The organism is Catalinimonas alkaloidigena, from assembly GCF_900100765.1.
In the GTDB taxonomy this organism is placed as follows: domain Bacteria; phylum Bacteroidota; class Bacteroidia; order Cytophagales; family Flexibacteraceae; genus Mooreia; species Mooreia alkaloidigena.
The window spans coordinates 265,435-292,355 of sequence record NZ_FNFO01000009.1 but is presented as its reverse complement, the minus strand read 5'-3'; the positions used below and the strand labels follow the sequence as shown (position 1 = coordinate 292,355).

At 58.1% G+C, this 26,921-nt stretch carries 21 protein-coding genes; 10 read left to right on the top strand and 11 right to left on the bottom strand.

The window, feature by feature from the left end; all coding sequences use genetic code 11:
- Positions 1–9 precede the first annotated feature (9 nt).
- On the top strand, positions 10–1,824 hold the full coding sequence (locus BLR44_RS21065) for a M61 family metallopeptidase (protein WP_089685814.1): 1,815 nt from the start codon (positions 10–12) through the stop codon (positions 1,822–1,824).
- 11 nt (positions 1,825–1,835) lie between these two features.
- Here the strand turns inward: BLR44_RS21065 and BLR44_RS21060 are convergent, their stop codons facing one another.
- The 5 genes from BLR44_RS21060 to BLR44_RS21040 all read right to left on the bottom strand — a co-directional run bounded on the left by BLR44_RS21060 (position 1,836) and on the right by BLR44_RS21040 (position 7,547).
- Positions 1,836–3,911 (bottom strand): Na+/H+ antiporter NhaC family protein, encoded by a 2,076-nt coding sequence (locus BLR44_RS21060; protein WP_089685811.1) that lies wholly within the window; start codon positions 3,909–3,911, stop codon positions 1,836–1,838.
- 73 nt (positions 3,912–3,984) lie between these two features.
- Positions 3,985–4,731 (bottom strand): MIP/aquaporin family protein, encoded by a 747-nt coding sequence (locus BLR44_RS21055; protein WP_089685809.1) that lies wholly within the window; start codon positions 4,729–4,731, stop codon positions 3,985–3,987.
- Positions 4,732–4,792: 61 nt separating this feature from the next.
- Complete coding sequence (gene cydB / locus BLR44_RS21050) at positions 4,793–5,869, bottom strand: cytochrome d ubiquinol oxidase subunit II (protein WP_089685807.1); 1,077 nt, start codon at positions 5,867–5,869, stop codon at positions 4,793–4,795.
- A gap of 67 nt (positions 5,870–5,936) precedes the next feature.
- Positions 5,937–7,358, bottom strand: a complete 1,422-nt coding sequence (locus BLR44_RS21045; protein WP_089685805.1) for a cytochrome ubiquinol oxidase subunit I — start codon at positions 7,356–7,358, stop codon at positions 5,937–5,939.
- 3 nt (positions 7,359–7,361) lie between these two features.
- Positions 7,362–7,547 carry a hypothetical protein gene (locus BLR44_RS21040; protein WP_089685803.1) on the bottom strand — a complete coding sequence of 62 codons (186 nt, stop codon included), beginning with the start codon at positions 7,545–7,547 and terminating at the stop codon, positions 7,362–7,364.
- Positions 7,548–7,792: 245 nt separating this feature from the next.
- On the opposite strand from BLR44_RS21040, the gene BLR44_RS21035 reads away from it, so the two are divergent.
- Both BLR44_RS21035 and BLR44_RS21030 read left to right on the top strand, forming a co-directional pair.
- Positions 7,793–8,947 carry an MFS transporter gene (locus tag BLR44_RS21035; RefSeq protein WP_089685801.1) on the top strand — a complete coding sequence of 385 codons (1,155 nt, stop codon included), beginning with the start codon at positions 7,793–7,795 and terminating at the stop codon, positions 8,945–8,947.
- A 51-nt stretch (positions 8,948–8,998) separates the two neighbouring features.
- Positions 8,999–9,445, top strand: a complete 447-nt coding sequence (locus tag BLR44_RS21030) for a hypothetical protein (RefSeq protein ID WP_089685799.1) — start codon at positions 8,999–9,001, stop codon at positions 9,443–9,445.
- An 8-nt stretch (positions 9,446–9,453) separates the two neighbouring features.
- Here BLR44_RS21030 and BLR44_RS21025 read toward each other — a convergent pair whose 3' ends face one another.
- The 3 genes from BLR44_RS21025 to BLR44_RS21015 form a co-directional block, all read right to left on the bottom strand.
- The gene (locus BLR44_RS21025) at positions 9,454–10,851 is read right to left on the bottom strand and encodes a sensor histidine kinase (protein WP_089685797.1); all 1,398 of its coding nucleotides are present in this window, start codon (positions 10,849–10,851) and stop codon (positions 9,454–9,456) included.
- 11 nt (positions 10,852–10,862) lie between these two features.
- Positions 10,863–11,546 carry a response regulator transcription factor gene (locus BLR44_RS21020; protein WP_089685795.1) on the bottom strand — a complete coding sequence of 228 codons (684 nt, stop codon included), beginning with the start codon at positions 11,544–11,546 and terminating at the stop codon, positions 10,863–10,865.
- A gap of 210 nt (positions 11,547–11,756) precedes the next feature.
- Positions 11,757–12,665 (bottom strand): hypothetical protein, encoded by a 909-nt coding sequence (locus tag BLR44_RS21015; RefSeq protein ID WP_089685793.1) that lies wholly within the window; start codon positions 12,663–12,665, stop codon positions 11,757–11,759.
- A 300-nt stretch (positions 12,666–12,965) separates the two neighbouring features.
- Between BLR44_RS21015 and BLR44_RS21010 the strand changes: the two genes are divergently transcribed.
- The 5 genes from BLR44_RS21010 to BLR44_RS20990 all read left to right on the top strand — a co-directional run bounded on the left by BLR44_RS21010 (position 12,966) and on the right by BLR44_RS20990 (position 18,476).
- The gene (locus BLR44_RS21010; protein WP_089685791.1) at positions 12,966–13,604 is read left to right on the top strand and encodes a response regulator; all 639 of its coding nucleotides are present in this window, start codon (positions 12,966–12,968) and stop codon (positions 13,602–13,604) included.
- Between the two features lie 174 nt (positions 13,605–13,778).
- Positions 13,779–15,341 (top strand): FG-GAP repeat domain-containing protein, encoded by a 1,563-nt coding sequence (locus BLR44_RS21005; protein ID WP_089685789.1) that lies wholly within the window; start codon positions 13,779–13,781, stop codon positions 15,339–15,341.
- Between the two features lie 167 nt (positions 15,342–15,508).
- Positions 15,509–16,639 (top strand): TRAP transporter substrate-binding protein, encoded by a 1,131-nt coding sequence (locus tag BLR44_RS21000; RefSeq protein ID WP_089685787.1) that lies wholly within the window; start codon positions 15,509–15,511, stop codon positions 16,637–16,639.
- Positions 16,636–17,181, top strand: coding sequence for a TRAP transporter small permease subunit (locus BLR44_RS20995; protein ID WP_089685785.1), 546 nt, complete (start codon positions 16,636–16,638; stop codon positions 17,179–17,181). Before BLR44_RS21000 ends, BLR44_RS20995 begins: the two co-directional genes overlap by 4 nt.
- A complete protein-coding gene (locus tag BLR44_RS20990) occupies positions 17,178–18,476 on the top strand; it encodes a TRAP transporter large permease (RefSeq protein ID WP_089685783.1) in 1,299 nt (432 codons plus the stop codon). The genes BLR44_RS20995 and BLR44_RS20990 overlap by 4 nt, the downstream gene beginning before the upstream one ends.
- Here BLR44_RS20990 and BLR44_RS20985 read toward each other — a convergent pair.
- Positions 18,473–19,684: a hypothetical protein gene (locus BLR44_RS20985; RefSeq protein ID WP_143017407.1), complete on the bottom strand. Its 1,212-nt coding sequence runs from the start codon at positions 19,682–19,684 to the stop codon at positions 18,473–18,475. The two genes, BLR44_RS20990 and BLR44_RS20985, sit on opposite strands and share 4 nt — an antisense overlap.
- 32 nt (positions 19,685–19,716) lie before the next feature.
- A complete protein-coding gene (locus tag BLR44_RS20980) occupies positions 19,717–20,889 on the bottom strand; it encodes a hypothetical protein (protein WP_218127136.1) in 1,173 nt (390 codons plus the stop codon).
- A 364-nt stretch (positions 20,890–21,253) separates the two neighbouring features.
- Between BLR44_RS20980 and BLR44_RS20975 the strand changes: the two genes are divergently transcribed.
- Both BLR44_RS20975 and BLR44_RS20970 read left to right on the top strand, forming a co-directional pair.
- On the top strand, positions 21,254–22,930 hold the full coding sequence (locus BLR44_RS20975) for a PAS domain-containing hybrid sensor histidine kinase/response regulator (protein ID WP_089685778.1): 1,677 nt from the start codon (positions 21,254–21,256) through the stop codon (positions 22,928–22,930).
- 69 nt (positions 22,931–22,999) lie between these two features.
- On the top strand, positions 23,000–23,752 hold the full coding sequence (locus BLR44_RS20970; protein WP_089685776.1) for a class I SAM-dependent methyltransferase: 753 nt from the start codon (positions 23,000–23,002) through the stop codon (positions 23,750–23,752).
- Between the two features lie 32 nt (positions 23,753–23,784).
- On the opposite strand, the gene BLR44_RS20965 is transcribed toward BLR44_RS20970, so the two are convergent.
- The gene (locus BLR44_RS20965) at positions 23,785–26,796 is read right to left on the bottom strand and encodes a CHRD domain-containing protein (protein ID WP_089685774.1); all 3,012 of its coding nucleotides are present in this window, start codon (positions 26,794–26,796) and stop codon (positions 23,785–23,787) included.
- Between the last annotated feature and the right edge of the window lie 125 nt (positions 26,797–26,921).

Genomic DNA, 26,921 nt, shown 5'->3' with positions numbered 1-26,921 from the left:
CCTTTTTGCATGCATCACTTCCGTACACTCACTTTTTTCTTCTGTTTCTTCTGTTTTTGCGCCGCGCAGGCCGCCCCATCCCTGGCCTATCGTCTGAAATTTGAAGCGCCGCAGGCTCACTACTTCGTCGTGGAAATGGATCTGGACGGATTCCGCCAAAAGTTCGTGGACCTGAAAATACCGGTCTGGACGCCAGGCTCGTACCTGGTGCGCGAATATGCCCGCCATGTGGAGGGCTTCACGGCAAAGGATGGGAACAACCAGGACTTGCGCTGGGAGAAAATCAACAAAAATACGTGGCGGATTTACAGCAATCGCGCGGCACAAATCCGGGTGCGGTACGACGTATACGCCAACGAACTGACGGTGCGTACGAGCCACGTCGATGCTTCGCACGGCTACATCAACGGTGCGTCGGCCTTCCTCTATCCGGCCGAACAACAGGCGCTGGCTTCTACGCTGACGGTCGAGCCGTACGAGGGCTGGAACCGCGTCTCGACCAGCCTGTTGCAGACGGGCAACGAGCCATTTGTGTACCGCGTTCCGAACTACGACATTCTGGTCGACTCTCCGCTGGAAATCGGTACGCACGAAACCTTTCGCTTCACCGCGGCCGGGGTGCCGCACGAAGTGGCGATCTGGGGCGTAGGGAGTCAGGGCAGCGTAGCATTCGACTCCACGCAACTAAAAACCGACATGGCCAAAATCGTGGAACGGGCGAAGGACGTCTTCGGCGAGCACCCCTGCGACCGGTATACGTTCATCATCCATGCGTTTCCGGGCGGTGGCGGCGGGCTGGAGCACCTGAATTCCACAACCTGCCAGACCACACCGGCGACGTTTCAGGACGATGGGCGCTACCGGGGTTTTCTGGGCCTGATTTCACACGAATATTTCCATCTCTGGAACGTAAAACGCCTGCGGCCACGCGCGCTGGGGCCTTTTAATTACGACGAAGAAAATTATACGCACATGCTGTGGGTAGCAGAAGGGTTCACGGCCTATTATGACGACTACCTGGTCCACCGGGCCGGTTTCACGTCGGCCGACCAATGGCTGGGCACCCTCGCCGGCAACATCAATTCGGTAGAGAACCGGCCGGGCCGGAACGTGCAGTCACTCGCCGAAGCCAGTTTCGATGCCTGGATCAAAGCCTACCGCCCCGACGAGAACTCGCAGAATTCGCAGGTTACTTACTACACACAAGGGGCCGTGATGGCCATGCTTCTGGACCTGACCATTCTGCACGAAACTAATGGCCAGAAGACGCTCGACGATGCCATGCAGACGCTTTACAACCGGTATTACAAGCAACTGGGCCGGGGCTATACCGACGAAGAGTTTATGCGTGCGATCAGCGAAACGGCCGGAAAAGACCTCAGTGCGTTCTTTTCGCAGTACGTTTTCGGCACGCAAGTGCCTGAGTACGACGATTATTTTGCCTACGTGGGGCTGAAACTGAAAGATCGCAATCAGGGCAACGAAGAAGCATGGCTGGGCGCCAGTCTTAACAGCGAAGGCAAAGTGCGCTTTGTGTATCGTGACAGCCCCGCCTGGCAGGGCGGCTTGAATACCGAGGACGTGATTCTGGCCGTAAACGAATGGACCGTTTCCAATAACAACCTCAACGACCTGATTGGTCTGTACCAGCCGGGCGACGAAGTGACGCTGACGGTTTCGCGCCACAACCGACTGGTGGAGCTGCCGGTAACGTTAGTGGCCAATCCGCAGAGTTCGTACACCTTCGAGCCGGTCGACAACATCTCTGAACAGCAGCGCTCGCTCTTGCAACAGTGGGTCAACCGCGGAACCAACCAGAATTAACCTAATCTTGCTCAGGAATGCGCCCGTGTGGGCGCTTCCTCTGTTTCGACCGGTTTGCCCACAAACCGGACAATCAGGAACAGAATCGCGAGCCCCAGGGGATAGTTCAGCCACCAGCGTGCCCCCAGGTTGAACATCAGAATTGACATGAGCAAACTAACGCCTGCAACGGTCGCGGCATAGGGCAACTGCGTCCGCACGTGCGCAATGTGGTGACAACTGCTGGCCAGCGAACTCAGAATCGTGGTATCGGAAATGGGCGAACAGTGATCGCCGAACACGGCCCCGCCCAGCACGACCGCAATCACGTGGTACATCACGGCCATGGCTTCGGCCTGCGGCAGTCCCGCCGCCTGGGCAATGCTCCACGTGGCGGGTAAAATCAGGGGGTAGAGAATCGCCATGGTGCCCCAGCTTGAGCCGGTCGAAAACGCGATGGCCGCGGCCAGAATAAACGTGATGGCGGGCATCATCCCGGGCGATACGTTGCCCGAAAACAGTGAAGTGAGGTATTCGGCGGTGTGGAGGTCTTCCGTCACGGTCGACAGTGCCCAGGCAAAAGTCAGGATCAGCATGGCGGGCAGCATCGCTTTGAAACCGTCGACCATGCTTTCCATCGCAAATTGCAGTTTAAAGATCCGCTGTGCGAAACTCAGGCCGAGTGCCAGAATCAGGCCGGAAAGCGAAGCCCATAGCAGCGCAATGTAGGAGTCGGCGTTGCCGATCAGGAGGCCGAACTTGCGCATCGTGCTGATCTCCGTAGCATCCGTCAGGCGGTACATTTCCGGCCAGATCGCCCCCACCGTCTCGGCAGCGGGATTGCCTCCGGCTTCTACTATTTGCGCGTACGACGACGCCGTTCCGGTATGGATCAACCCGGCCAGCGTGACGCCCACTACGGTCACTACCGGAAGCAGGGCATTGTACCACCGCAAGGGCACACCCGGCACCGGCACAAACGAGTTGTCGGCCGATTCTTCCTCCCCTTCTTCCACGCTATCGGTTTCGTTGAGCCGCCCCGTCAGACGCGCGCGCTGTTCGGCCTTCCGCATCGTCCCAAAATCGCGGCGCATCCAGACCAGCATAAAAATGAACGCCAGCGTGAAAAGGGGGTAAAAGGCGAACCGCAACGAACTGAGAAACATGGAATACGCGCCTTCGGCGATGCCCAGCACTTCCGTAGCATCTTTGATATAGCCGATTTCTGCCCCGATCCAGGTCGTCACAAAGGCCACCGCCGACACCGGGGCGGCCGTACTATCGACAATGTAAGCCAGTTTTTCGCGGGAGATGCGGTAGCGGTCCGTCACCGGGCGCATCGTGTTGCCCACAATCAGCGTGTTGGCGTAATCGTCGAAGAAAATGGCGATGCCCAGAAACCACGTCACCAGTTGCGAACTGCGTGCCGAGCGGGCGTAACGCGACAGTTTCTGCACGATGCCCGCCATGCCGCCGTTGCGCGATATGATCGCCACCATTCCCCCAATGCAGAGCGAAAAGACAATGACCGACAGGTGGCCGGTGTCGTTCAAGGCATTGATGATGTAGCGGTCGATCACCGTGAACAGCGCAGGAATCCAGCGACTGGGCGCGAAACCTTCCAAGATCAACGCACCCGTAAAAATTCCGACGAAAAGGGAGATGATCACCTCGCGGAACACGAGCGCCATCACAATGGCGATGAGGGGCGGCACCAGGCTGAGCCACGCCGGAATCTGGCGCACCACCACCACCTGGGTTTCGCCCGAACCCGCTTCCAGACGAATTTCCCCTTCCTGCGGAGCCGCCTCCAGCGTTGCGTTGCCCTGCACAAATGTGACGGTCTGCTTCGTCCCGTTCACCGTCAGCGGATAAGCTCCCTGAAACAGCGTATCGGGTTGGCCGGCTTCGTTCAGGGCCTGCACCGCAATCGCTACCGTCCCTTCTCCGATCAGGTGGTCGGGGCCCGTTGCGGTGAAATTACCGAGCGGCCGCTCCGACAACCGATAAGCATCCGACGGCCGCGCCGGTGGGTCGGACGGCTGAGCATGTGCCGAAAAGAGAAGCGAAAAAAAAGAGAGAAAAGCGAGCAGTACAAGTCGATGCATAGGGAACTGAATCGGTTCTTTTGGTTCAAAGGTAAGCCCAACTGCCCGAACAAGCCCCTTTTCGCCGAAAGGATCAGGGGGTCGGGCTCAGCAGCAGGTACAGCAGCCCCGCCAGTACACTTCCCACGACCGGCCCCACGACCGGTACCCACGCGTACGACCAATTGCTGTCGCGTTTCCCTTCGATGGGCAGGAGTGCGTGCATCAGCCGCGGCGAAAGATCGCGGGCGGGATTGATGGCGTAGCCCGTCGTGCCACCCAGACTCAGGCCAATGGCCAGCACCAGGAAGGCCACCGGAACCGCGCCCAGCGCCCCCAGGCCAAACTCTGCGTCGGGCAATGAGGTGACCGAGAAGGTCGGTGCGGCCAGAAACAGCACCGCAAACACCAGCACAAACGTGCCGAGGATTTCTGAAAACAGGTTACTGCTCAGGTTCCGGATGGCCGGATCGGTACAGAACGTCGCCATTTTGGCGTTCGGATTTTCTGTGACCTCATAGTGCGGCCGGTGCATGACCCACACCAGCGTAGCGCCCAGCGCTCCCCCCAGAAACTGCGCCAGCAGATACGCCGGTACGTCCGCCCACGGAAACACGCCCGCTGTGGCCAAGCCGATGGTGACCGCCGGGTTCAGGTGCGCGCCGCTGAAATCGCTCGTCACAAACACCCCCACAAATACGGCCATTGCCCAGCCGACGGTGATGACGATCCAGCCGGAATTGTGGCCTTTGGTCTGGTTCAATACCACGTTGGCAACCACGCCGTTGCCCAGAAGAAGCAGGAGCGCGGTGCCGATAAATTCTGCAAGAAAGGGGGTCATGTGGTGGGAGGTAGATTGGTCCGCCTAACCTAGGGAGGTTTTTCGGTTCCTGCAACTCCCCTCAGTAACTACTTTCCGTCAGGCGCGTCTTGCCCCGGTACGTCCAGTAGATCAGCGAAGTGTAGCCCAGCACGAACGGCAGGCCCCAGATCGCCACAAAAAACATGGTACGCAGCGTTTTGTGCGACGACGCTCCGTTGTAGATATCGAGGTTGAAATTGGGGTCGATGTTGGAGAGCATCATGTTGGGGAAGATGCCCAGCGCAAAGAGCAGAATCACGGCCAGGATGGTGCATCCTGACGAGATAAACATTTCGTAGCGCTTCTGCCGCGCCAGGGTACGGGAGATGTTGACGATGGCCAGCAACAGCAGCAACACGACCGTCCAGGCCACGACCGACAGCAGCGTCAGATGACGGTCGACCAGCTCGTGCCGCTGCCCGGGCAGTTCCACCCGCCCGAACGAGAAGTTGGCGATCATCCAGGGACTTTGCCAGAGCGTCGCGGCGGTCAGCAGCACAAACAGGACGATGAAAATCACGTACGTTCGCCGGATCCACCCCTGCACCTGCCGTTGCAAGTCGCCGTCGGTTTTCAGGTTGAGGTAGATGGCCCCGTGCATGGCGAACATGCTCAAGTTGAAGACGCCCGCCAGCAGCGCGTAAGGGTTCAGCAGATCGAGCACCGTCCCCTGGTATTCCATGTCGCTGCCGATGCGGAAGCCGATCACGATGTTGCCGATGGCGATGCCGAACAGCAGCGCCGCTACGATGGACCCCACCGAAAAGCTGACGTCCCAGAACTGCCGCCACCGCGTGCTTTTCTCCTTGCTCCGAAACTCGATGGAGACGGCCCGGAAAATCAGGGCGATCAGCAGCAGCATGAACGGTAGATAGAACCCCGAAAACGCCGTGGCGTACACGTTGGGAAAGGCCGCAAACAGCGCCCCGCCTGCCGTGATGAGCCACACTTCGTTGCCGTCCCACACCGGCCCGATGGAGTTGAGCAGAATGCGGCGGTCGTGGTCGCCTTTGCTGAAAAGGTGCAACGCCCCCACCCCGAGGTCAAAGCCGTCGAGCACGGCGTAGCCCATCAGCAAAAGTCCGATGATGATGTACCAGATGACGTAGAAATCCATAGTTGAGCGTTGCTTTACATGTTTACCACAGAGACATGAAGGACACAGAAGTTCATAGAGAGAAGCATTACGTTTCGTCGTGAGAGTGGCGGCCTTTTTTACCCACGTAGTGCTCCACCGCACCGATGCGCTCGCCCTTCTGCGTGTAGCCCGATTCCAGGTGGTCGTCGTGGGCGGCGGGGCCGTGCTGAATTTCGCGGTTCAGTACGTAGGTCCACACAAAGAACAGCAGCACGTAGACGATGCCGAACAGAATCAGGGAGGTCAGCACTTCCGGCGCGCTCACCGCCTTGGAAAGGCCTTCTTCCGTACGCAAGAGTCCCTGCACAATCCACGGCTGTCGTCCGCGTTCGGCCGATACCCAGCCCAGTTCGTTGGCCAGCACTGGCAACACCACCGCCGGAATGTAGAGCCTCAAAAGCCAGCGTTGCTTGTCGAACAGGGTGCTGCGCCAGCGGAAATAGAGCGTCAGCAGCGTCAATCCGATGAACAGCATCCCCAGTGCCACCATCGCGTGGTAGGTCTGAAACACGGCCTGCACCGGCGGCCAGTCTTCGCGGGGCACCTGATCGAGCCCGGCGATTTCGGTCGTAAAGTCGCCGTGGACCAAGAAGCTCAGCATCCCCGGAATGGCGATCCCGACCGTTTTGCGTTCTTCTGCGTCGGTCCAGCCCAGCAGGTAGAGAGGGGCGCTTTTTTCCGTCTCGTACAGGCCTTCGTAGGCGGCGAGCTTCGCCGGTTGGTGCTCGGCCACTACTTTGGCGTGGTCGTGCCCGATGAGCGGCTGCACCAACGAGGCCACGGCCGCCACGATCAGCGCGAAGGTGAACGACCGCTGCGCCGCTTCGACGTGCCGATTTTTGATCAGGTAAAAGGCCGACACACTCAGTACCAGGAACGCGCCCTGAATGAAGGCACCGACCAGCACGTGCGCAAACCGCACCATCGACGACGGATTGAAGACGACCGCCCAGAAGTCGGTGATCACCGCCCGTACGTACCCCGCTTCCTGCACAATCTCGTACGCCACGGGCGTCTGCTGCCAGGAGTTAGCGACCACGATCCAGAACGCCGACATCATCGACCCCAGCGCGACCATGCAGGTCGCAAACAGATGCAGGCCGGGCTTCACACGATCCCACCCGAAGAGGAGAATCGCCAGAAAACCCGATTCCAGGAAAAAGGCAAAGATGCCTTCGGCGGCCAGGGGCGAACCAAAAATGTCGCCGACGAAGCGGGAATAGCTCGCCCAGTTGGTCCCGAACTCAAATTCCATCACGATGCCCGTCGCCACGCCCAGCGAGAAGTTGGCTGCAAAGATCTTGATCCAGAATCGGGTGATCGACTCGTAGACTTTCTGGCGGGTGAAGAAGTAGAACGATTCGAACACCACCAGCAGCAGCCCCATGCCGATCGAAAACGGGGGGAAGATGTAGTGGAACATGATGGTAAACGCGAACTGCAATCGCGACAGAAACTCAACGTCCATAACTCAAGTTTTTCGGTGTGCCAGGTAGATCCAAAGGCTGCCCCCCACAAACCCAAGCCCCAACCCGATTTTCAGCAGTTTCTTCCAGGTCCATGCATCGGCAGGTGCATCGCCCAGCGACAGGCGCGACAGCAGCGCGAAGAGAAAAGCGGTGCCGAGCGCCAGCAAAAACAGACGTTGAATGGGCAAAAAAGGCGGTTTCGGACCAGAAGGTAGCATAGGCAGAGCGCCAGAGAGATCCGTGGCTAAAGGTACCCCCCAATCGCCAGAACTCCTACCTCTGCGGCAGGTTTGCTACACGCCACGCGAACCATTGCGTAAAAAAGACGCATCCGGGTAGGAATATTGATCGACAAAGCTGCAATTTTGATCTTACATCCAGGCAACACCAATTCACCCACCTTTGTAAGTAACTTTTTATCAAGACCTTGTCTATGTTTTTTACGACGGCTCAGGTTTCCATTTCCCGCAGAACACACCGGTTTGCGGTGGGCGCGTTTTTCTTTCTGCAAGGATTCCTTTTTGCTTCGTGGGCCAGCCGCATCCCGATCATCCAGCAACAACTCGGCCTGAGCGACGGTGCGCTGGGGAGCATTCTGCTGGCGCTGCCGATGGGGCTGATGACCAGCCTTCCGCTGTCGGGCTGGCTGGTGGGGCGCTTCGGCAGTGCGACCATTTTACGCATCGTTGCGCCCCTGTACGCGCTGGTGCTGCCGCTGATCGGGCTGGTGCACCATCCGTGGCAACTGGTGGGCGCGCTTTTTCTGTTCGGAACGGTGGGCAACATTCACAACATTGCCGTCAACACGCAGGCCGTCGGGGTGGAAGAACTTTACCAGCGGTCGATTATGTCGTCGTTCCATGGTCTGTGGAGTCTGGCCGGGTTTACGGCGGCGGCGCTGGGGAGCTACTTCATTTCCCTGGACCTTTCGACCTTCACGCATTTCTGCATCAACGGAGCCATCGCCCTAATCCTCATGCTGTTGTCCCAGAATTCTATCATGGCGCGGGACATCAACCAGGGCACCGATCAGCCGCTCTTCGCCTGGCCTGATCGTACGCTGATGCAACTGAGCATTGTGGCATTTTGCAGCATGATCTGCGAAGGCACCATGTTCGACTGGAGCGGTGTCTATTTCCACAAGGAAGTGCACGCACCTGAGTCCCTTACGACCCTGGGCTACGTGGCGTTTATGAGCACCATGGCGGGCGGACGCTTCGTCGGCGACTGGCTGGCGGCGCGGATCGGCACGAAACGCCTCGTTCAAACGAACGGTCTGCTCATCACGACGGGGCTGCTCGTCTCGGTATTTTTTCCGTATCTGGTCACGGCTACCATCGGCTTCCTGCTGGTGGGCATGGGGGTGTCGACTATTGTACCGCTGGTGTATGGTGCGGCGGGCCGCTCCAAAACCATGTCGCCCGGTATGGCGCTGGCCGCCGTCTCGTCGGTGGGCTTTTTAGGTTTCCTGCTGGGTCCGCCGCTGATCGGCTTCATTGCCGAAGCCGCCAGCCTGCGCTGGTCGTTTGCGCTGGTCGCGGTGCTGGGGCTTTGCAATTCGTTTCTGATCGGACGGGTCAAAACCTAGCGCGCTTTTCGGGCAGGTGGGTGGCAGGATTGTTGTGCGTGCTGCCGGTGCATGCTAATTTCCTTCGACCTCGACGACACCCTGATCCCCAGCGCCAAGCGCTTTCCTACCGAACCGCAGACGATTGGGCAACGCTGGATGGGCATCGAAAAGCTTCGGCAGGGCACTGTGTTGCTCTTTCGGACACTGCAAGCCGACGGCCACCATCTTTGCATTTACACCACTTCGTTTCGGCCGCCACGGGCCATCCGGTGGATGTTTTGGACGTATGGCCTCCGCGTAGAGCGCATCATCAACCAAAAGCGGCACGACCGGGAGTTGGGCACCCGCAAGCGGCTGTATTCCAAATATCCGCCTGCGTTCGGCATCGACCTGCACGTGGACGATTCGCGGGGCGTAGCGCAGGAAGGCGAACGGTTCGGATTTCGGACGGTGATCGTCGCGGCCACGGATGCGCATTGGACCGCAACCGTGCTACGTCGCTGTGCTGAAGGCTAAGGGGGTTGTTACTCTTCTCCCTCCGCCATGACCACCGCTACATCGGCCAGAGGCAGCAGCACCGTGAAGGTAGTCCCCTGCCCCAACGTAGAATTTACGGCAATGGACCCGCCGTGCAGGTCGATGATTTTTTGCACGAGCGCCAACCCAATGCCGTGCCCCCGGGCGGCAGGTTGTGCATTCGAGGCGCGGAAAAAAGGCTTAAACAAGTGTGCCAGGTCGTTCGTCGGAATCCCGATGCCGTGGTCCTGCACCCGTACTTCGAGCACGCGGTCAGCGCGCAGAAACAGGTGGCACCGGTGGTCGGCCGAATACTTGCAGGCGTTTTCCATCAGGTTCAGAAACGCACTGCGCAGTAAAGCTTCGTTACCCTGCACGGTCGAAGGAGCGTCGCGTTCCGCAATCTCACCGAACGTCATGCTGACGCTATACTCCGGATGTTTCTGGACCAGTTCGTGCCGTGTCTGCCAGAGCAGGTCGTCGATCTCCACCATTGTAAAAGGTACGGAAATGGCTTCCGCACTCACTTTGGTGAGCGTAAGCAGACTATTCGTAAGCGAAGTGAGTCCACGCACGTCCTGATGCATCTGCTCCAGCGCCTGTCGGTATTCGTCGGAAGTCCGGTCTTTCAACAGGGCGATCTCGATCTGGCTGTTCAGCAGGCTGAGCGGGGTGCGAATCTCGTGCGAAGCGTGGGCGACAAAGTCGCGCTGTGCCCGGAAGGCTTCCTCCAGGCGGTCCAGCATGTGGTTAAACGTCACGGTCAGTTGTCCCAGCTCATCGCTTCGCTCGCGGGGCGGCAGACGCAGGTTCAGGTTCCGGCCGCTGATGCGCTCGGCCTGATCGGCCATTTTGTGCAACGGTCGCAGGGCGCTTCGGGCAAAATACCAACTGAGCAGAGCGGCGGCGCTGGCGCAAATCACCCAGGCAAACCCCAGCGCCTCGGCCAGGTAATTCAGCTTCGAAAATCCATAATGGTCGTACGCCGACAGCACCACGCGGTACTCTTGCCCGTGGTAAGGATAAGAAATGCCCAGAAACTCGGCGTCGGCCCGGACCAGGTAGCCGTCGTGGCGCGCCCGGATGGTGTTCAGAAACACGTCGGACAGCTCGGGCGGATGGGTGACGTTGCTGTAGATCAGCCGCAGCTCCTTATCGTACACCTGAATGGTCTCGTCGCGGATGTCGGGCAACCGGTTTTTGTCCGTGTACTGAAACCGGTTCAGGTCCATTTCGTCGGCATCGAAAAACAGCGCGGCCACCGCGTAGGCCTGCGCACGCAACCGATCGCGAAACTCATGCTTGCGGAACAGCGCGAACGATACGTACACGCTGGTGGAGAACACCAGCAGCACCGCCGCCACACTCAGGCTGAACAGAAGAATGATGCGACTCCGCAGTTGCATACCGTACCGGTCTAGGCTTCTTCGCGCAATACGTAGCCCACGCCGGTGACCGTGTGGATCAGCTTGCGCGAAAACGCTTTGTCGACTTTTTTCCGCAGGAAATTGACGTACACGTCGATTACGTTCGTCCCCGTATCGAAGTGGATGTCCCAGACTTTACCGGCAATGTCGGCGCGCGAAACCACTTTGTTCTGGTTCCGGAGAAAATACTCCAGCAACGAAAACTCTTTGGCCGTCAGGTCGATCTTCCTGCCCGCCCGCATGACCGTATGTTCGTCGAGGTTCATTTCCAGATCGCCCGCCCGTAGCACGTTGGACGGCATGGGGCTCTGCCGACTACTGCGCTGGTAGAGGGCTTTCAGGCGAGCCGCCAGTTCGCGTAACTCGAAGGGCTTGGTGAGGTAATCGTCGGCCCCGGCGTCGAAGCCCGTCAGCTTGTCGTCCGTGGCATCCAGGGCAGTCAGCATCAGGACAGGCGTCGTTACGTTCCGGACGCGCAATTGCCGACACAACTCAAACCCGGTGAGTTTGGGCAGGTTGACGTCCAGCACCAGCACGTCGTACGGCTGGGCATCAATTTTCGCTTGTCCTTCCAACCCGTCGTACGCGAGATCGACACTAAAGCTAAACTCCTCCAGTCCTTGCCGGATAAACTGCGCGAGGCGTGGTTCATCTTCCACCACCAGAATCTTCATAGCTTAAAAAAGAATTCGGAATGGGCTAAAGTTAGGATTTTTGGCCGGATGCCACCGCCCGATGCCGCTGGAGCAGGCCACTTTAACCCCGCAAGGGCCGTCGGTGTGGACGACGGCCCTTCGGCGAGACACGAAGTTCTGGCAGGTAGTGACGCAGTAATGCCAGAGCGGATGAGCTGCCGACCGTACGAGGTAGGCAGGATGAAAACCTTACGGCAGGGCGTGGTCGGCCAGACGAAAGCCTTCGCCCCGGGCACAAGCCAGTGCTTCTGCTTCTGGTGTCGCATCGACCAGCATCGGCTCCTGACTGTATTCGAAGACGAATCCGCGATGTCCCGGACGACTTTTTCCGGTAGTATGTCCCTTGGAATCAATCAATAGCAAACTTTCGGCCGCCAGTTTGCGGAAGGCATTCGGGCATTTGATTTCGTTCAGACGATCGAACCTCATGACCTCCACGGTCCGATGCTCGAAAAAATCCGGCTGAGTTTCGGCGAAGGGCTTCGCTTTGATGCGACGGCCCTGCATCTGCCGCAAGTGCATTTGCTGGTGGGTTTCGTCCCTGACCAGGAGAATGGTGCGCTGCACTTCGTCTTCCCGGTTGTGCCGGTGCAGGTAATGCCGGTACTGCATCAGGTTCATGTGCATCAGCCACGACAGGCTGGTTTCGTCTACGCCGCTAAACGATAAGCACCGCAACTCATCGAGCGGGTACAGCGACGCTTTGTGGCGGTACCAGTTGTAGCGATTGAGGGCGTCGCGGAGCGCCTGGGGGTTGGAAAAATAGGCGTCCAGGTAAAGCTCCGTAAACACAAGCAGCAGGTACATTTCGTACGTGTGATGCCACGCGCAGTGCGAATCCAGTTGGGCGCGGTGGCGCTGCAGGTTGGTGTCGTAATACAGAAGCGTTTGCGCATCGATCGGGGCGTAGTTGGGAATCATCTCGACCAGCCGGTAATAGTGCTGCGCAAAGTCTTCGCCCGGCGCACCGGCGCCCGGCGCACCGGCACGCGCGGGCAAAAGGCCGGCCAACGCAACATGACCCAACCGGGCGACCGTCCACTGCAACAGTGGGCTGGCCGGTTGGGCATAAAAAGGAAGCTGAAAACCGATGGCCATGCGAAAAGTTTGGTATTTATTTTAAGAAAGTTAGGAACCAAACGGGGCAATAGAAAGCCATCGCGGCCTGTGGCGTAGTAATAGATGGCGGGCAGGGGGATTCTACGACAGGCCTGGCGTAAAAACCGAACGGACCATCCCAGAAACTTTCGGAAAAACGAACCGAAAGCCCCTGATCATGACGACTTAATCAAAAAAAATTATGAAATTGGTCACTTAAAACGTATCCGATTTCCGAGCTATACACCACTATACCAAGAGAGAGGGAGATGTAAGCTCATGGAACTTGTTTATTAGTATATGAGCTCAACTATTGTGTTGGTCGATGATCACACCCTGTTCCGCCGTGGGTTAGCTTCTATCATTCGCGATTTCCCGAACGTAGCACACGTAGAGGAAGCATCGAACGGAGAAGCACTGCAAAAACTCATGGCGCAGCCGCCTGACCTGATTCTGATGGACGTAGAAATGCCGGGCACCAACGGCCTGGCGCTGACCGAACAGATCAAAGCGACGCACCCGGAGGTGAAGATTATCATCATCTCGATGCACGACGAGGACGAATACATCATCAATGCCATCCGGTCGGGAGCCGACGGCTACCTGCTGAAAGATGCCGAACCCAACGAACTGCAAGAGGCGCTGGTGTCGGTGCTGAACGGCAGAATCTACGCCACCGAGTACGTGACCCGAGCGCTCCGCAACGAACTTCTGCACCCAATCGATTCGCAGACGGATGGCGTAGAACTTACCGAGGAAGAAACGCAACTGTTGCGCCTGATTTGTGCGGAGAAAAGCAACAAAGAAATTGCGCAGGAACTTTCGAGAAGTGTACGTACGGTTGAAAAGCACCGGCTGCAACTGCTACGCAAAACGGGGGCCCGCAATGGCGTAGGCCTGGCGTTGTTTGCCCTGCGGCAAGGTCTGGTGGCGTTGTAGGACACAGAACGCCTCCGAAAAACGGTCCTGAACGCACGGCGCGCTTCCAAATCAGCTTCCGAGCCTGTAACTTCCCTTTTTTATGCTCCATGCGGTTTCGCCTTGCCGGGCAGTAGCGCGTTGCTTCGCTATGCTGCCCGCCCGACGAAGCGGCATGCAACCGAACTTACTTGCATGAGGATCTTTCGCTGGAGCTGGCTCCTGGGGGCCGGCCTCCTTCTTCTGATCACCTGCCAGTCGCGCCGCAAGCCGACCGACGAGGTGATGCTCAGCGGCCAACAACTCGCCGAACGCTACTGCCAGGGATGCCACCCACTGCCGTCGCCCGATTTACTCGACAAAGCGACGTGGCGCGCGTCGGTGCTGCCTCAGATGGGCTACCGACTCGGCATCTACGAAGACACCGTTCGGGGAAAACTGATCGGCCTTAACGAAGAGGGGCAACTGCTGGCGTCGCAGAATATTTTCCCGGCCCAACCGCTTCTGGCGGCCGAAAGCTGGGAAAAGATTAAGCATTACTTTCTGACCAACGCGCCCGACCGCCTGCCGTCGCCCGACACCCTGCCGATTCAGTTGGGACTTCCGCACTTCCAGACGGTAGTTCCGCCCTGGAGCACCCCACGCCCCTCCACTTCGCTGGTCTACATCGAGCCCAGTCGGCAACGCCTTTTCGCGAACGACATTCAGGGCCAGCGGAGCCTCACGACGGTCTGGAACGGAACCGACCGCACAACCTGGACGCTGCCGCTGCCCTCGCCGCTGTCGGATTTGCAGACGCGAGGCGATACCCTACTGCTGACGCTGATGGGCGACCTCCACCCGCACGATCTCCCGAAAGGCTTTGCCGCCATGTTGTTTCCGCGACCGGACGGTGCCGAAGGGTGGGACAGTCGCCCGCTGGCTCCCTCATTGCAACGACCCGTACACACCTCTTATGCTGACCTGAACGCCGACGGGCGGACCGACCTGGTGGTGTGCAACTTCGGGTACCGGACCGGCCACCTGAGCTGGTACGAACAGCAGGCCGACAGTTCGTTTACCGCCCACACCCTGCGTCCGCTGCCGGGAGCCATCAAAACGGTGGTGACGGACCTCGATGGCGACCAGCGTCCCGACATCCTGGCGCTGATGGCCCAGGGCGACGAAGGTTTTTACCTATACCACAACGAAGGCAATGGCCGATTCCGCGAAGAGCGTCTGCTGCGGTTTCCGCCCTCGTGGGGCTCGACCGGCTTCGAGTGGGTCGATTTCGACCAGGACGGATACCACGATCTGCTGGTGACCAACGGCGACAACGGCGACTACTCTCCCATCCTGAAGCCATACCACGGCATTCGTCTGTACCTGAACGACGGTACGAATCATTTTAACGAGGCTTGGTTTTTCGCACAGAACGGGGCCAACCGCGCTGTAGCCCGCGATTTCGACCAAGACGGCGACCTGGACATTGCGTCGGTGTCGTTTTTTGCCGATTACAGCGACCGCCCCAAAGAGGCATTCGTTTATTTGCAAAATCAGGGGGATCTGACGTTTAGTGGCTTTACCATGCCCGAGCACCTCGACGGGCGCTGGATTACGCTGGACGCCGGCGATTGGGACGGCGACGGCGACGACGATCTGGTGCTGGGTAATTTTGCGGGCTACATGCAACTCCAGGATACCCTGGGCCTACGCGAGCGCTGGCTGGAAGGGCCGCCGCTTCTGTTGTTGGAGAATACTTTTTCGCGGCCTCAGTGAGTATACCTCGGGAACGTCGGTCTATCTTTCAAAAAACCGCTCAGCACTGTCTTTAGCGCTAGGCAATGCAGGCCTTAATAGTGCGAAAGCGGTTGGAAGAACCAACTATTCTTCGCTTTTTTGCCGGATTGCTGATTGAAACGCACCTTTTGCGACCTACTTTGCCTATGAATTTATTGCCACGCCGTACTTTCCTCCGAAAAGGGACGGCGGCTGCCCTGGGAACGGCCGTAGCGGCGACGGCGGCCACGGCCTGCTCCTCCGAATCCACCTCACCCGCACAACAAAGCCGAACCGACAACACAATCTACCGCTGGAAAATGGTGACGACCTGGCCGCCCAACTTTCCCATTCTGGGGGAGGGTTGCCAACTGTTTGCCGACTGGGTGGAGAAAATGTCGGCCGGGCGCATGCGCATTCAGGTGTACGGCGGCGGCGAGCTGGCCCCGGCGCTGGAAGCCTTCGATGCCGTGAGCTACGGGGCGGCAGAAATGGGCCACGGGGCGTCGTATTACTGGGCCGGAAAAATTCCGTCGGCGTCGTTTTTCACCACCGTTCCCTTTGGGATGAACGGGTCGCAGATGACCGCCTGGCTGCAACGGGGCGGCGGACTGGAACTGTGGCGCAAGGTGTACGAGCCGTTCAACCTGATTCCGTTCATGAGCGGCAACTCGGGGATGCAGATGGGCGGCTGGTTCAACAAAGAAATCAACTCGCTGGCCGACGTGCAGGGCCTCAAAATGCGCATTCCCGGCCTGGGAGCCAAGGTGCTGGCCAAAGCCGGAGGCTCGGCAGTACTGTCGGCAGCCGGCGAAATCTTCACCAACCTGGAGCGGGGCGTGATCGACGCTTCCGAGTGGATCGGGCCGTATCACGACCACCGCATGGGCTTCCAGAAAGTCGCGAAGTACTACTACTATCCCGGCTGGCACGAGCCCGGTTCCATCTTCGAACTGTTCGCCAACAAATCGAAATTCGAAAGTCTGCCCGACGACTTGCAGGAGATCATCCGTGCGGGCACGCGCTGGTTCCACGTCTGGGCCACGACCGAGTTCGACGCCAAAAACGCGGAGACCCTACAGCGCATGATTGAAGAAGAGGGCGTGCAGTTGCGCGCGTTTCCGCAAGAAGTGCTCGATGCTTTCCGGCGGTACACCCAAGAGGTGCTCGACGAACTTACCGCGAGCGATCCCACCAGCCGGGAGGTGTATGCCTCATACCAGAAATTTCAGCGGCAGATGGCCGTCTGGTCCGGGGTTTCCGAGAAGATGTACTACGAAAAACTGGAGACCCGATGAGCCAGTCGACCTCGTACTGGCTGCGCCTGGTCCGCGCCATCGACGCTCTGAACGAGTGGGTGGGTCGTGCCGTCTCCTGGGGCAACACGCTGCTGGTGCTGGTGATTTGTTACGACGTGTTGATGCGTTACGTGTTCAACCGCAGCCAGGTCGCCATCATGGAAATCGAGTGGCACCTGTTCGCGGTAGTGTTCTTATTGGGTGCGGCCTATGCCTTCAAGCACGACCGCCACGTGCGCGTCGATGTGTTTTATGCCAACTTCTCGGCAAAACGCAAAGCGCTGATCAACGTGCTGGGCATTCTGCTGTTTCTCATTCCCTTCTGTTGGATCGTGATCCGCTCCGGCTGGGAATTCACCAGCAATTCCCTGAAAATCGGAGAGCGTTCGCCCGACCCCGGAGGGCTACCTGCCCGGTATCTGATCAAAAGCGCCATTCCGCTGGGCTTCCTGCTGCTGTTGCTACAAGCCTGCGCCGAACTCATCAAATCGTTCCTGATCCTGCTGGATCGTTCCCACCCTGAATCTCCTTCGCAGCCATGATCGAACTGGCGCCCCTCCTTCTCTTTGCGCTCATTTTCATTCTGATTCTGGCGGGCTTTCCGGTAGCGTTTACGCTGGGCGGCCTGTCGGTCCTCTTCGGACTGATTTTTCTGGAACCCGACGCGTTTTACCTGTTGGCGTTGCGGCTGTACGGCACCATGACCAACTACGTGCTGCTGGCCGTCCCGCTCTTTATTTACATGGGCATTATGCTCGAAAAATCGGGGCTGGCCGAAAACCTGCTGGAAACAATGGCGCTGTTGTTCGGCCGTTTTCGGGGTGGGCTGGCCCTCTCGGTCGTGCTGGTGGGGGCCATGCTGGCCGCCTCGACGGGCATTGTGGGCGCGACGGTCATTACGATGGGACTGATTTCCCTGCCGGTGATGCTGAAACGCGGCTACAGTCCCGAGCTGGCGACCGGTACTATTGCCTCGGCAGGCACCCTGGGACAGATCATTCCGCCTTCGGTGGTGCTGGTGCTTCTGGGCGACGTGCTCGGCGTTTCGGTGGGCGACCTGTTTTCGGCGGCGCTGCTGCCCGGCCTTCTGCTGGTGGGCGTGTACGTGCTCTACATCATCGTGGTCGCCCAGTTGCGTCCCCACGCCGCGCCGCCCATGCCGCCGGAAGATATTGCCGCATTTCGTCAGGGAAATATGATCCAACAAATTGTGAAGGCATTTTTATTGCCGTTTCTGCTGATTGCCGCGGTGCTGGGGTCCATCTTCGCGGGAGTGGCTTCTCCGACCGAAGCGGCCGGCGTCGGTGCGTTGGGCGCTACGCTCCTCACCCTTGTCCAGGGGCGCTTCCGCTGGTCCATTCTGAAGGAAGTAACACGCGAAACCACGCACCTGACTTGCATGGTCTTCATCATCCTGGCCGGGGCGGCGGCGTTCACGTTCGTGTTCCGGTTTCTGGGCGGCGACCGTTACCTGACCGAACTTATTGAAAATGCCAATTTATCGCCCTACGCATTTTTGTTGCTGGTGATGATCGCCGTCTTCGTCGCAGGCTTTTTCATCGATTTCATCGAGATCATTTTCATCGTAGTGCCGGTCGTCGCCCCGATTTTCGCACGGATGGAAATGGATCTGGTCTGGATCGGGATTCTGCTGGCGCTCAACCTGCAAACGTCGTTTCTGTCACCGCCCTTCGGCTTCTCCCTGTTTTATCTGAAAGGCGTCGCCCCCCCCGAGGTCACTACGGGGCACCTCTACCGGGGTATTGTGCCTTTCGTCATCATCCAGTTGGTTTTTCTGTTTCTGGTGGCGCTGTTTCCGCAACTGCTCGGCATTTAACCAAACAGGTGCCGAATCCAGTCGAGCACGATGGTTTTCGGGGTGTTGAGCACGTAGGAAAGTCCGAACAGCAACAGCTCGTACGGAAGGGCGCGCCGGTAAAGAAGGCGGCGTTCGGGAGCGATCAGGTACAAAAGTCCCGCCACCAGCCACAGCAGGAGAAAAGGCGAAAAATGACGTCCGTACAACGCTTCGAACAATGAAATGCGGCGCAACACCAGCAACAGCACCAGGTACGCCGCGCCTGTACCCAGACACACGCGTGCCAGCGCATCGTAGGTTCCGTGTGTTACCCAGTATACCCGACGTCCTTCGCGCAGGTAAAACACGAGGAGCAGCACGAGCTGGAAAATTCCTAGCACAATAAACCTTCCGGACAACGGCCGCCAACTCAGCGCCACATCGGCGAGTACCGCTTCGCTCAACAGCCCGCGCCCGACCATGTACACGTAGGCTCCCCACGACTCCACGCCGTACTGGTTGCGGGCGATCCCCGTCGGGTAACCGGAGAGGCGGTAGTTCATGTACAAGTAGAGCGCAATCAGCAACCCGCTCGCCACACTGACTATCAGTAACTGTCGGCCCTTGGCTTTTTGCGTACTCCAGACAGAATACACGCCCACCGCGCCCATCACCAGCACACCCACCACCCCAATGTAGCGACACAGAAACAGGAACACGCTGCACAGGCCCAACAGACCAAGATCAGCCGCGCGCCCCGGCCCGTACACAAAGCGGTAAAGCAGCAGGCAAAACGCCAGTATTCCGAAGTTGAACGGCACTTCCGACCACGTAAACGAATAGACATCGAGCAAGGTATGGGTCCCGAACACCAGCCCCAGCACCCAGGCATGTTCCCTGTCGATGTGCCGGAACAGCAGCAGCATCCCGCCGATACACCCGGCACTCAGCAGCTTCGACGCCCAGAATAGAGAAAGCCCTGTTAACCACCCTAGTCCCGCAATCATCAGCGGGTAACCGACCGGCCAGGCCGCAAAAAATACCTGCCGGGTTTCGTCACGCGGCGTGGGAATTGGGTACGCATCGGTGCGCAGAAAGCCCCGGCCGTCGAGCAAATTCTGCGCGCACTCCAAATAATATTCTGAGTCGGGACTGATGAAGCCGGTCGGTTCCACCCGAATGCGCAGGTAGAGCGCGCTACAAACTAGCACGTACACCAGCAAAAGGTAGCCATCGGCTCGTTTCATGGACGGAAAATACGCAGAAACCCGTGGCAGCATCAGGACAACAGAGTTTGCCACCACTGAAGTACCCAGCTCTTCGGGGTGTTCAGGAATAGCGACAGGAGAAACAACAGCACGAGGGGCAGCCGCAAATTTCGGTAAAGCGGCTCGTGACAGGCGATGGTGTAGAGGCCCGCGACCAACAGCAGAAGCGTGGCGGGCGCCAAAAGCCGCGGCCCAAACGCATCAAAGGGCGAGAGCCAGCGCAACCCCACCAGTGCGACGAGGTAGAGCACGCTGATCCCCACCAACACCCACGCGAAGGCAGGCAGCGTGATGCGTGTCCTGGAGGCTAGCCGACGCACCCGATAAAAGCCCCATCCGAACAACCCCACCTGAACAAACGCCACCCTCCAAAAAGACGGTTTGGCCAGCATGGCAGGGTAATAAGCATAGGGGATGACCCATTCGCCGACCAGTGCCTTGAACAACATCGTACCGAACGTTCCCAGGCTTTCCTGTGCGGGTACGAAACGGGCTCCTCCGGTCCAAAAGCCCGTTTGCATGTATAAAATGCTCAGATAGCCCACTACCACGATCATCCCCACCAAACTCACGACCAGCAGCGGCAATGCCCGATAGCGGAATTGGGCGGGTCGTGTCCACACCAGCAATGCGGCACCGGCCGTACACAAAAACGCAAACGCACCTATGTAGCGCAACAGGAAGAGTGCGCTTCCCAACCCCAAGAGTCCTAGTGCCCGTGGCCATCCGCCTGGCCCGGCACAGTAACGGTGCAGCGCGCCACCAAACACCAGCAGAACGATCAGAAAAGGCGCTTCCGACCACGTGAACGAAAATACTTCCAACAGCGTCGCACTCGTGAAGGCCAGCGCCAGCCACCAGGCGCGCGCGGGAGCCAGCTGTCGCAGCCAGCCGAACGCTACGGCCAGTAACAACAGATTGATAAGCTTGGAACTCCACAGCACCGGCAGGCCGGTCAGCCACGCCACCAAAGCGATGAGGGCCGGGTATCCGACGGGCCATACGGTAAAGGGAATTTGCTGCCCGGTTTGCGGATTGTCTAAGACAAAACCCTTTCCGTCAAGCACATTCTGACTGCAACTCAGGTAATATTCTGAGTCGGGACTTAAAAAATGGCTGGATTCTACGAAGAGACGTAACCCGAGCGAGACACAAACCCCGACATAAAGGTACAATAAAGACAAATCGGCTCGTTTCACGGAAGGAAAACGCATTATAGAGCGGAAACTCAGCATTGTGCCGCGCGCCCTGTGTCGGGCTGATACAGGGGAAGTCTCAGTTTCTGAAGATTCTTTCCCCAATTGTTCCGCAAAGGCTTGGAAACAAAACCCAAAAAAATCAACTTATAACTTAATATATAGCTTATTCGTCTCAAATACACTAAATTACAGAAGTAGAGAATTCAAGTAAGGTAACCAGCAAAGTTAACCGGTAATAGCAAGTTGGGCTCTCTACCTTTAGCGCTCTTTACCTGCCCATTCTATTATTTTTATCGAATTTATTGGAATGAACAGGTTGGGTTTCACAAAACTGAAAGATTCTTAGAGGATGAAGCCTACCCAAATTACAAAAGACGTCTCCACTTTATCGCGAGACGAACTAGTACAACTGGTCCGTGACCAGCAGTGCCTTCTCGAAAAAGAACGCCACGCCCAGCAAGAAGTTGAGTTGCTGCGGCTAAAGTTATACGAACAAGAAACGCTCTTCCACCAACTGCTCGACGGTGCCAAAGCCGGTTACTGGGACTGGCGCATCGGGAGCGACTATGAGTTTCTGAGTCCGCGCTTCAAGGCCATGTTCGGCTACGACGAGCAAACCATGCCGAACCACCCGTCGAGCTGGAAGAAAATTATTCACCCTGACGACGTCCGCAAGGTAGAAGAGGCGTTCGAGCGCCACGCCGCGTCCGGCGGGCAAGCGCCGTTCAGCGCCATGATCCGTTGCTTCCACCGCAGCGGCACCATGCACTGGGTCTACTGCCATGGGCAGATTGTGGAGTGGGACGAAGCGGGCAAACCCCAACGCGTGGTGGGCCTGCACCTGGATTTGTCGCTGGAAGGGAAGGAAAATCCCATCATGACGCAGTTGCATCAACTGTCGCGGAAAGCCTTCATTTCCAGCCTTTCGCACGAAATTCGTACGCCGCTTAACAGCATTATGGGGCTGTCCAACTTACTACTGGAAGACCTGCCCCGCCCGGAGCAAGCCAAAATGCTTCGCCTGATCTTATTCTCGGCCGAAACCCTGTTGCATAACCTCAACGGCATTCAGGACTACCAGCAGATCGAAGCGGACCCCATTCAGCTGGAAGAAAAACCGCTGCTTCTGAAAGAAATTACCAACCACGTTTTCAGTGCGTTTCAACCGCTGGTGCGCGCCAAAGGCAATACCCTGCAACTGGAGTTTGACGAAGCGCTGGACATCCCGCTGAAGGGCGACCGCAACCGGCTGACCCAACTGCTGAACCACCTGCTTTCGCACGCCCTCAACAGCACCGACTGCGGCAAAATCACCGTATCGCTACGCTGTCTGCAGGCGCACGCTACCAACATTCGGCTGGAACTGACGGTACACGACACCAGCATCGGGAACACCAGCGGCCAGTTCAACCTTTTGGGTGGCTCAACGCAAGAACTCACCGGAGCATCGTACGCCAGCTTCAACAACGGATTTGAGCTTTCGATCGCCCAAAAGCTGGTGCGTTTGCACGAGGGCACCCTCCATCGGGAACATCAGCCGGGACAAGGAACCTCTGTCCATTGCCTGCTTACTTTGAAAAAGGCCGATCCGGCAGTGGTGCAACCCGCAACGCCAGTACAGACCTCGTCCCATTCACTGGAGGACATCAGAGTACTCGTAGCGGAAGATAACGTGATCAACCAGCTTGTTGTCAAGCGATTTCTGAAACAGTGGCAGGCTGCCCGCGCCGACTTTGCCTGCGACGGACGGCAGGTACTGGAAATGTTGGAGCAACACGAATACGACGTGATTCTGATGGACCTGAGTATGCCGGAAGTGGATGGCTACGAAGCCACTCGACAAATCCGCCAGCGCATTCCTGCAGAAAAGCTGCCCATTATTGCGCTAACCGCTACCATTTCGCCGGAAGTTGAGGAGAGCATTCGGCAGGTAGGCATGAACGACTTTATTGGCAAGCCTTTTCAACCTACGCATTTGTACGAAGCGATTCGCAAGGTCGTCACCAAACAGAAAGTCTATACCTAAGTGCCCAACGAAAAGCTGGGTGCTGGCGCATGAAGCGCGAAGTGGCTACCTTACCGAAAACCCCTTGGGATGTCGAAAGACCTTTTTTCGCAACAGGCCGCCGCTTACGCGCAATTTCGCCCTACCTACCCGGACGAATTGTACTCGTTTTTGATGAGCCGCGTTCGGGCACGGCAACGTGCCTGGGATTGCGCCACCGGCAGCGGTCAGGTAGCACAACGCCTCGCTGCCTTTTTCGACCAGGTCGAAGCCACCGACCTCAGTGCACAGCAGCTGGCTCAGGCCCCTACCCTGCCCAACGTGCGTTACCAGGTCAGTCCGGCGGAGCAGACGCCTTTTCCAGACCAGTATTTCGATCTGATTACGGTAGGACAAGCCTTACATTGGTTTGCGCTCGATCCGTTTTATGCAGAGGCACGTCGCGTCGCACGTCCTGGTGCGCAGCTCGCCGTCTGGACGTATGGTCTGCTGACCATTGCCCCCGGCATCGATGCGGGCGTCCGGTATCTCTACCACGAAGCGTTAGGACCCTATTGGGACCCCGAACGCCGCCATGTAGAGGCCGGCTACGCGACCCTGCCGTTTCCTTTTGCCGATGTGGAAGAGCGCTCCTTCAACTTGGAAGTTTCCTGGACGTATGCCCACTTAGCGGGCTATCTTTCCAGTTGGTCGGCCTTACGCCGCTACCAGAACCAAGAAGGCACCGACCCTTTGCCCAAGGCCCTGGCGCGTATCCGCACAGTCTGGCCAGAGGCGCAAGAAAAACGGGTAATTTTCCCGATCTCTTTAAGGATCAGTACCATAAAAAAGGGCGACGCCTGACGGCATCGCCCCTACACATCAACGTTAATTTTTTATTGCTTCACGACCTTTCGCACCGGCAGGGGTTGCCCTTCGATGGCGAGGGTCACAAAATAGATGCCCGGCGATTGGCGAGCCAGCTCAACCGGGAACTCATTGCGGCCAGAGCGCAACCGAATGTCGCGCTGGCTGACCATGCGCCCCATCAGATCCGTCACGACGATCTGTCCCTGCGAAGCACGTTCTGCTTCTACCAGAAGGGTCGCGCGACCGGCCGTAGGCGAAGGGTAAACTCCGTACAGGAACTGACTTAACAGCTCGTCGGCATCGGTCACCACCACTCCGCGCGTTAGCATCACCGAAGGCACGTCCATGGCCATGTTCATTAAACTTCCGTCCGAACTTACCACGCGATGGTAGAGTGTCACCTGCTGATCGACCCCGACGCCCGCCAGAGCCAACAGCGAATCGACCGTGCCGTAGTCGGTGACAAAAGCCGTGTTGGTATCTACCAGGGCATTCACGACCATCAGCGCAAACCCAGAATCGGCGGCTAGCTGCCAGTAATACACCACCCGGTTTCCGTCGGGGTCAGCCGCGGCGTCCCACATAGCGCTAAATTCCTGATTGTCTGGCCCTTCGATGGTAATCTCGGCTTCGTCGGCAGGACTGGTGATCGAAGTGGCCATCGGGAAGAAATTACTTTCTTTCAAGACCTGCCCTCTGATTTCGCCACCGCTATGCGCTTTGGAATGCACATTCGCGTACAACAGTCCCCGCACGAGCGAATCGGCGACGCCCATGCTGATGACCGACCGGTTGTCAGCAGCCAGGTACATACCGCCTAACGAATCGGGATTTACTGTGGCCACAAGCGGAATTTTTACGCCTCCGTTCCGACCGGCCGCCCCCACATGCAGGTGCGAGTTTACATAGGTGCTATCCAGGTTCTTGAACGAGCCGGTAACGGTAAGTATTTCTCCATTTATCTCCAGCTTCAGCGAACCCATCGCGTCGGTCATCACGGGCGGATTTTCGTTCATGCCTTGCAGCGTAGCGGTCAGATAGCTCGTCGCAAGCGGCAGCATCTGCCCCCGAATTTCACCGCTGGGGTACGCTTCCGTATGCACGTTGGCATAATGCATGCGCATCCGCAGCGTATCGAGTTGCCCCGCCGTGAGCGCTACGCTGTTCGAATCGGCCATCACTACCCCGGCCGTATCGCCCGCGGCCGCCATCACATTCAGTGGCACTACCACACCTCCGGCCATGCCGTCCAGCCCCAAATGCAGGTGGGCACCCGACCCCGCCGCTACGTTCGGCACGTAGCCGCTGCTGAGATCCATAAACGCACCGCTCACCATCAGCGTCGTGCCGTGCAGTTCGCCGATCAGCGTCCCGCTGCCCATGGACTTCACCGGGGGCGTCTGGCTGGCGCCCGACAGGGTAGCGATGAAGAGCGCGGTAGCCTGCGGCAGCATTTGCCCCCGAAGCTCACCGTCCGGATGATCGGTCGAATGAATGTTAGCGTAAAAGTGGCGCTTTAACAGCCCAACGCGCTGCGCGCTGTCCAGCGTAAACTGATTGGAGTCGGCCATGAACATGCCGCTTCGGTTCCCTACCTCCACGTCGGTGACCAGCGGGAACACCACCGGTCCGTTTTGCCCGGCATAGGCCATGTGCAAATGAGCACCGCCCGCAACATTGGCATTGAAGTCACTCATCAGGTCCATGAACGAACCGGTGACGGTCAGTTGATTTCCCTGAATCTCACCGAGCACAGCCCCACTACCCAACGACGCCACGGGATGGACCTGTTGTGCACCCGAAAGGTGGCCTACCACAAAATACTGACTCTCAGGGACGACCTGACCGCGGATTTCGCCGCCGGAATGGTTGGCCGAATGCACGTTGGCATAGATCATCCGCTCGAACATGGCCATGTATTGCGCCTGGGTCAGTTCGACCTGGTTGCTGTCACCCCCGAACGTGCCCCCCCGCTGGTCACCCTCCAGAGCGGGTGCCAATGGAAAAGCCACCGGCCCGTTCGCGCCGGCCAATCCGGTATGGAGGTGCGAAGCCGCGTAATCACTTTCCAGTCCCATGAACGACCCCGAAGTCATCACCATCATGTCCATGACTTCCAGCACCATCGCGCCGTGGGCCGTCGTCGTCACAGCAGGATTTTCGTTAGTGCCCGACAAATGCGCTACAAAAACCGCATTGGCCATGCCGCTCACCACCTGCCCGCGAATCTCGCCAAAGCCGTACATTTCTGAGTGGATGTTGGCGTACAAGCCCCGGCTACGCAATTGGACCAGCTGGTCGGCCGTTAGTTTCACCGTATTGTTGGCCGCTTCGAAGGTTCCTGCAGTGCCGTCCGGACCCGGTGTGGGGTTCAGCGGAATGACCACGCCCCCGTTCATGCCCGCTTTACCGGCATGCAGATGCGCGCCCGTGCCACCGACCGGATTACGTGGACTGGACAGATTCATGTAAGAACCGGTCACCACCAGTGTATCCGCATGCAACTCCATGAAGACACTCCCGCTCGCCTGCGTCGCGACGGCCGGCACCTCGTTGCTGCCGAACAAGTTGGCGCGGTAGTATGCGTCGGCTTCCGGAACCACTTGCCCACGGATTTCGCCATTAGGATACATTACCGAGTGGAGATTGACGTAAATCTGACGATTCATCATCGCCATCACCTGCTCTTCCGACAACGGAATGGTGTTGTCAGCGGCTTCGAACGTTCCGCTGAGCGAGTCCGAGTCGACCGGGATGGTGGGCGTCAGCGGAAATACCACGTCGCCGGCCGTACCCGCCAGAGCCAAGTGCAGATGCGAAGCGGTGAATTTGCTGCTCAATCCGGTAAACGAGCCGGTTACGGTTACGGTCGTGCCCGTTAATTCGGCGGTGATTTCGCCGTGGCCCATGGTGGCGACCGGCAGGACTTCGTTTGCGCCGCCCAGGTACGCTTTGTACGTCTGAGCCAGGGTGGGAGCCGTCACGAGAATCCCCATCAGGAAACAGGTGCGACAAAGGGTGGTAAAAAAGGTGTGCATAGATGAAGGTGTTTGTATGAAGAATATGCTGAGAATCTAACTACGAGAGAATCAAAAGGTTAGATCACACGATTGTAACTTTTAATGCGGAGGCGGTTCTTCCCGGTGTTGGCTATCACGTGCGC

Bases quoted from the DNA above. Each gene is read 5' to 3' on its own strand.
- BLR44_RS20985 (WP_143017407.1), bottom strand. From the start codon at position 19,684: ATGAAACGAGCCGATGGCTACCTTTTGCTGGTGTACGTGCTAGTTTGT.
- BLR44_RS20970 (WP_089685776.1), top strand. From the start codon at position 23,000: ATGTCGAAAGACCTTTTTTCGCAACAGGCCGCCGCTTACGCGCAATTT.
- BLR44_RS21005 (WP_089685789.1), top strand. From the start codon at position 13,779: ATGAGGATCTTTCGCTGGAGCTGGCTCCTGGGGGCCGGCCTCCTTCTT.
- BLR44_RS21060 (WP_089685811.1), bottom strand. From the start codon at position 3,911: ATGCATCGACTTGTACTGCTCGCTTTTCTCTCTTTTTTTTCGCTTCTC.
- BLR44_RS20965 (WP_089685774.1), bottom strand. From the start codon at position 26,796: ATGCACACCTTTTTTACCACCCTTTGTCGCACCTGTTTCCTGATGGGG.
- cydB (WP_089685807.1), bottom strand. From the start codon at position 5,869: ATGGATTTCTACGTCATCTGGTACATCATCATCGGACTTTTGCTGATG.
- BLR44_RS21055 (WP_089685809.1), bottom strand. From the start codon at position 4,731: ATGACCCCCTTTCTTGCAGAATTTATCGGCACCGCGCTCCTGCTTCTT.
- BLR44_RS20995 (WP_089685785.1), top strand. From the start codon at position 16,636: ATGAGCCAGTCGACCTCGTACTGGCTGCGCCTGGTCCGCGCCATCGAC.
- BLR44_RS21035 (WP_089685801.1), top strand. From the start codon at position 7,793: ATGTTTTTTACGACGGCTCAGGTTTCCATTTCCCGCAGAACACACCGG.
- BLR44_RS20990 (WP_089685783.1), top strand. From the start codon at position 17,178: ATGATCGAACTGGCGCCCCTCCTTCTCTTTGCGCTCATTTTCATTCTG.
- BLR44_RS21020 (WP_089685795.1), bottom strand. From the start codon at position 11,546: ATGAAGATTCTGGTGGTGGAAGATGAACCACGCCTCGCGCAGTTTATC.
- BLR44_RS21025 (WP_089685797.1), bottom strand. From the start codon at position 10,851: ATGCAACTGCGGAGTCGCATCATTCTTCTGTTCAGCCTGAGTGTGGCG.
- BLR44_RS21030 (WP_089685799.1), top strand. From the start codon at position 8,999: ATGCTAATTTCCTTCGACCTCGACGACACCCTGATCCCCAGCGCCAAG.
- BLR44_RS21045 (WP_089685805.1), bottom strand. From the start codon at position 7,358: ATGGACGTTGAGTTTCTGTCGCGATTGCAGTTCGCGTTTACCATCATG.
- BLR44_RS20975 (WP_089685778.1), top strand. From the start codon at position 21,254: ATGAAGCCTACCCAAATTACAAAAGACGTCTCCACTTTATCGCGAGAC.
- BLR44_RS21015 (WP_089685793.1), bottom strand. From the start codon at position 12,665: ATGGCCATCGGTTTTCAGCTTCCTTTTTATGCCCAACCGGCCAGCCCA.
- BLR44_RS21000 (WP_089685787.1), top strand. From the start codon at position 15,509: ATGAATTTATTGCCACGCCGTACTTTCCTCCGAAAAGGGACGGCGGCT.
- BLR44_RS21065 (WP_089685814.1), top strand. From the start codon at position 10: ATGCATCACTTCCGTACACTCACTTTTTTCTTCTGTTTCTTCTGTTTT.
- BLR44_RS21010 (WP_089685791.1), top strand. From the start codon at position 12,966: ATGAGCTCAACTATTGTGTTGGTCGATGATCACACCCTGTTCCGCCGT.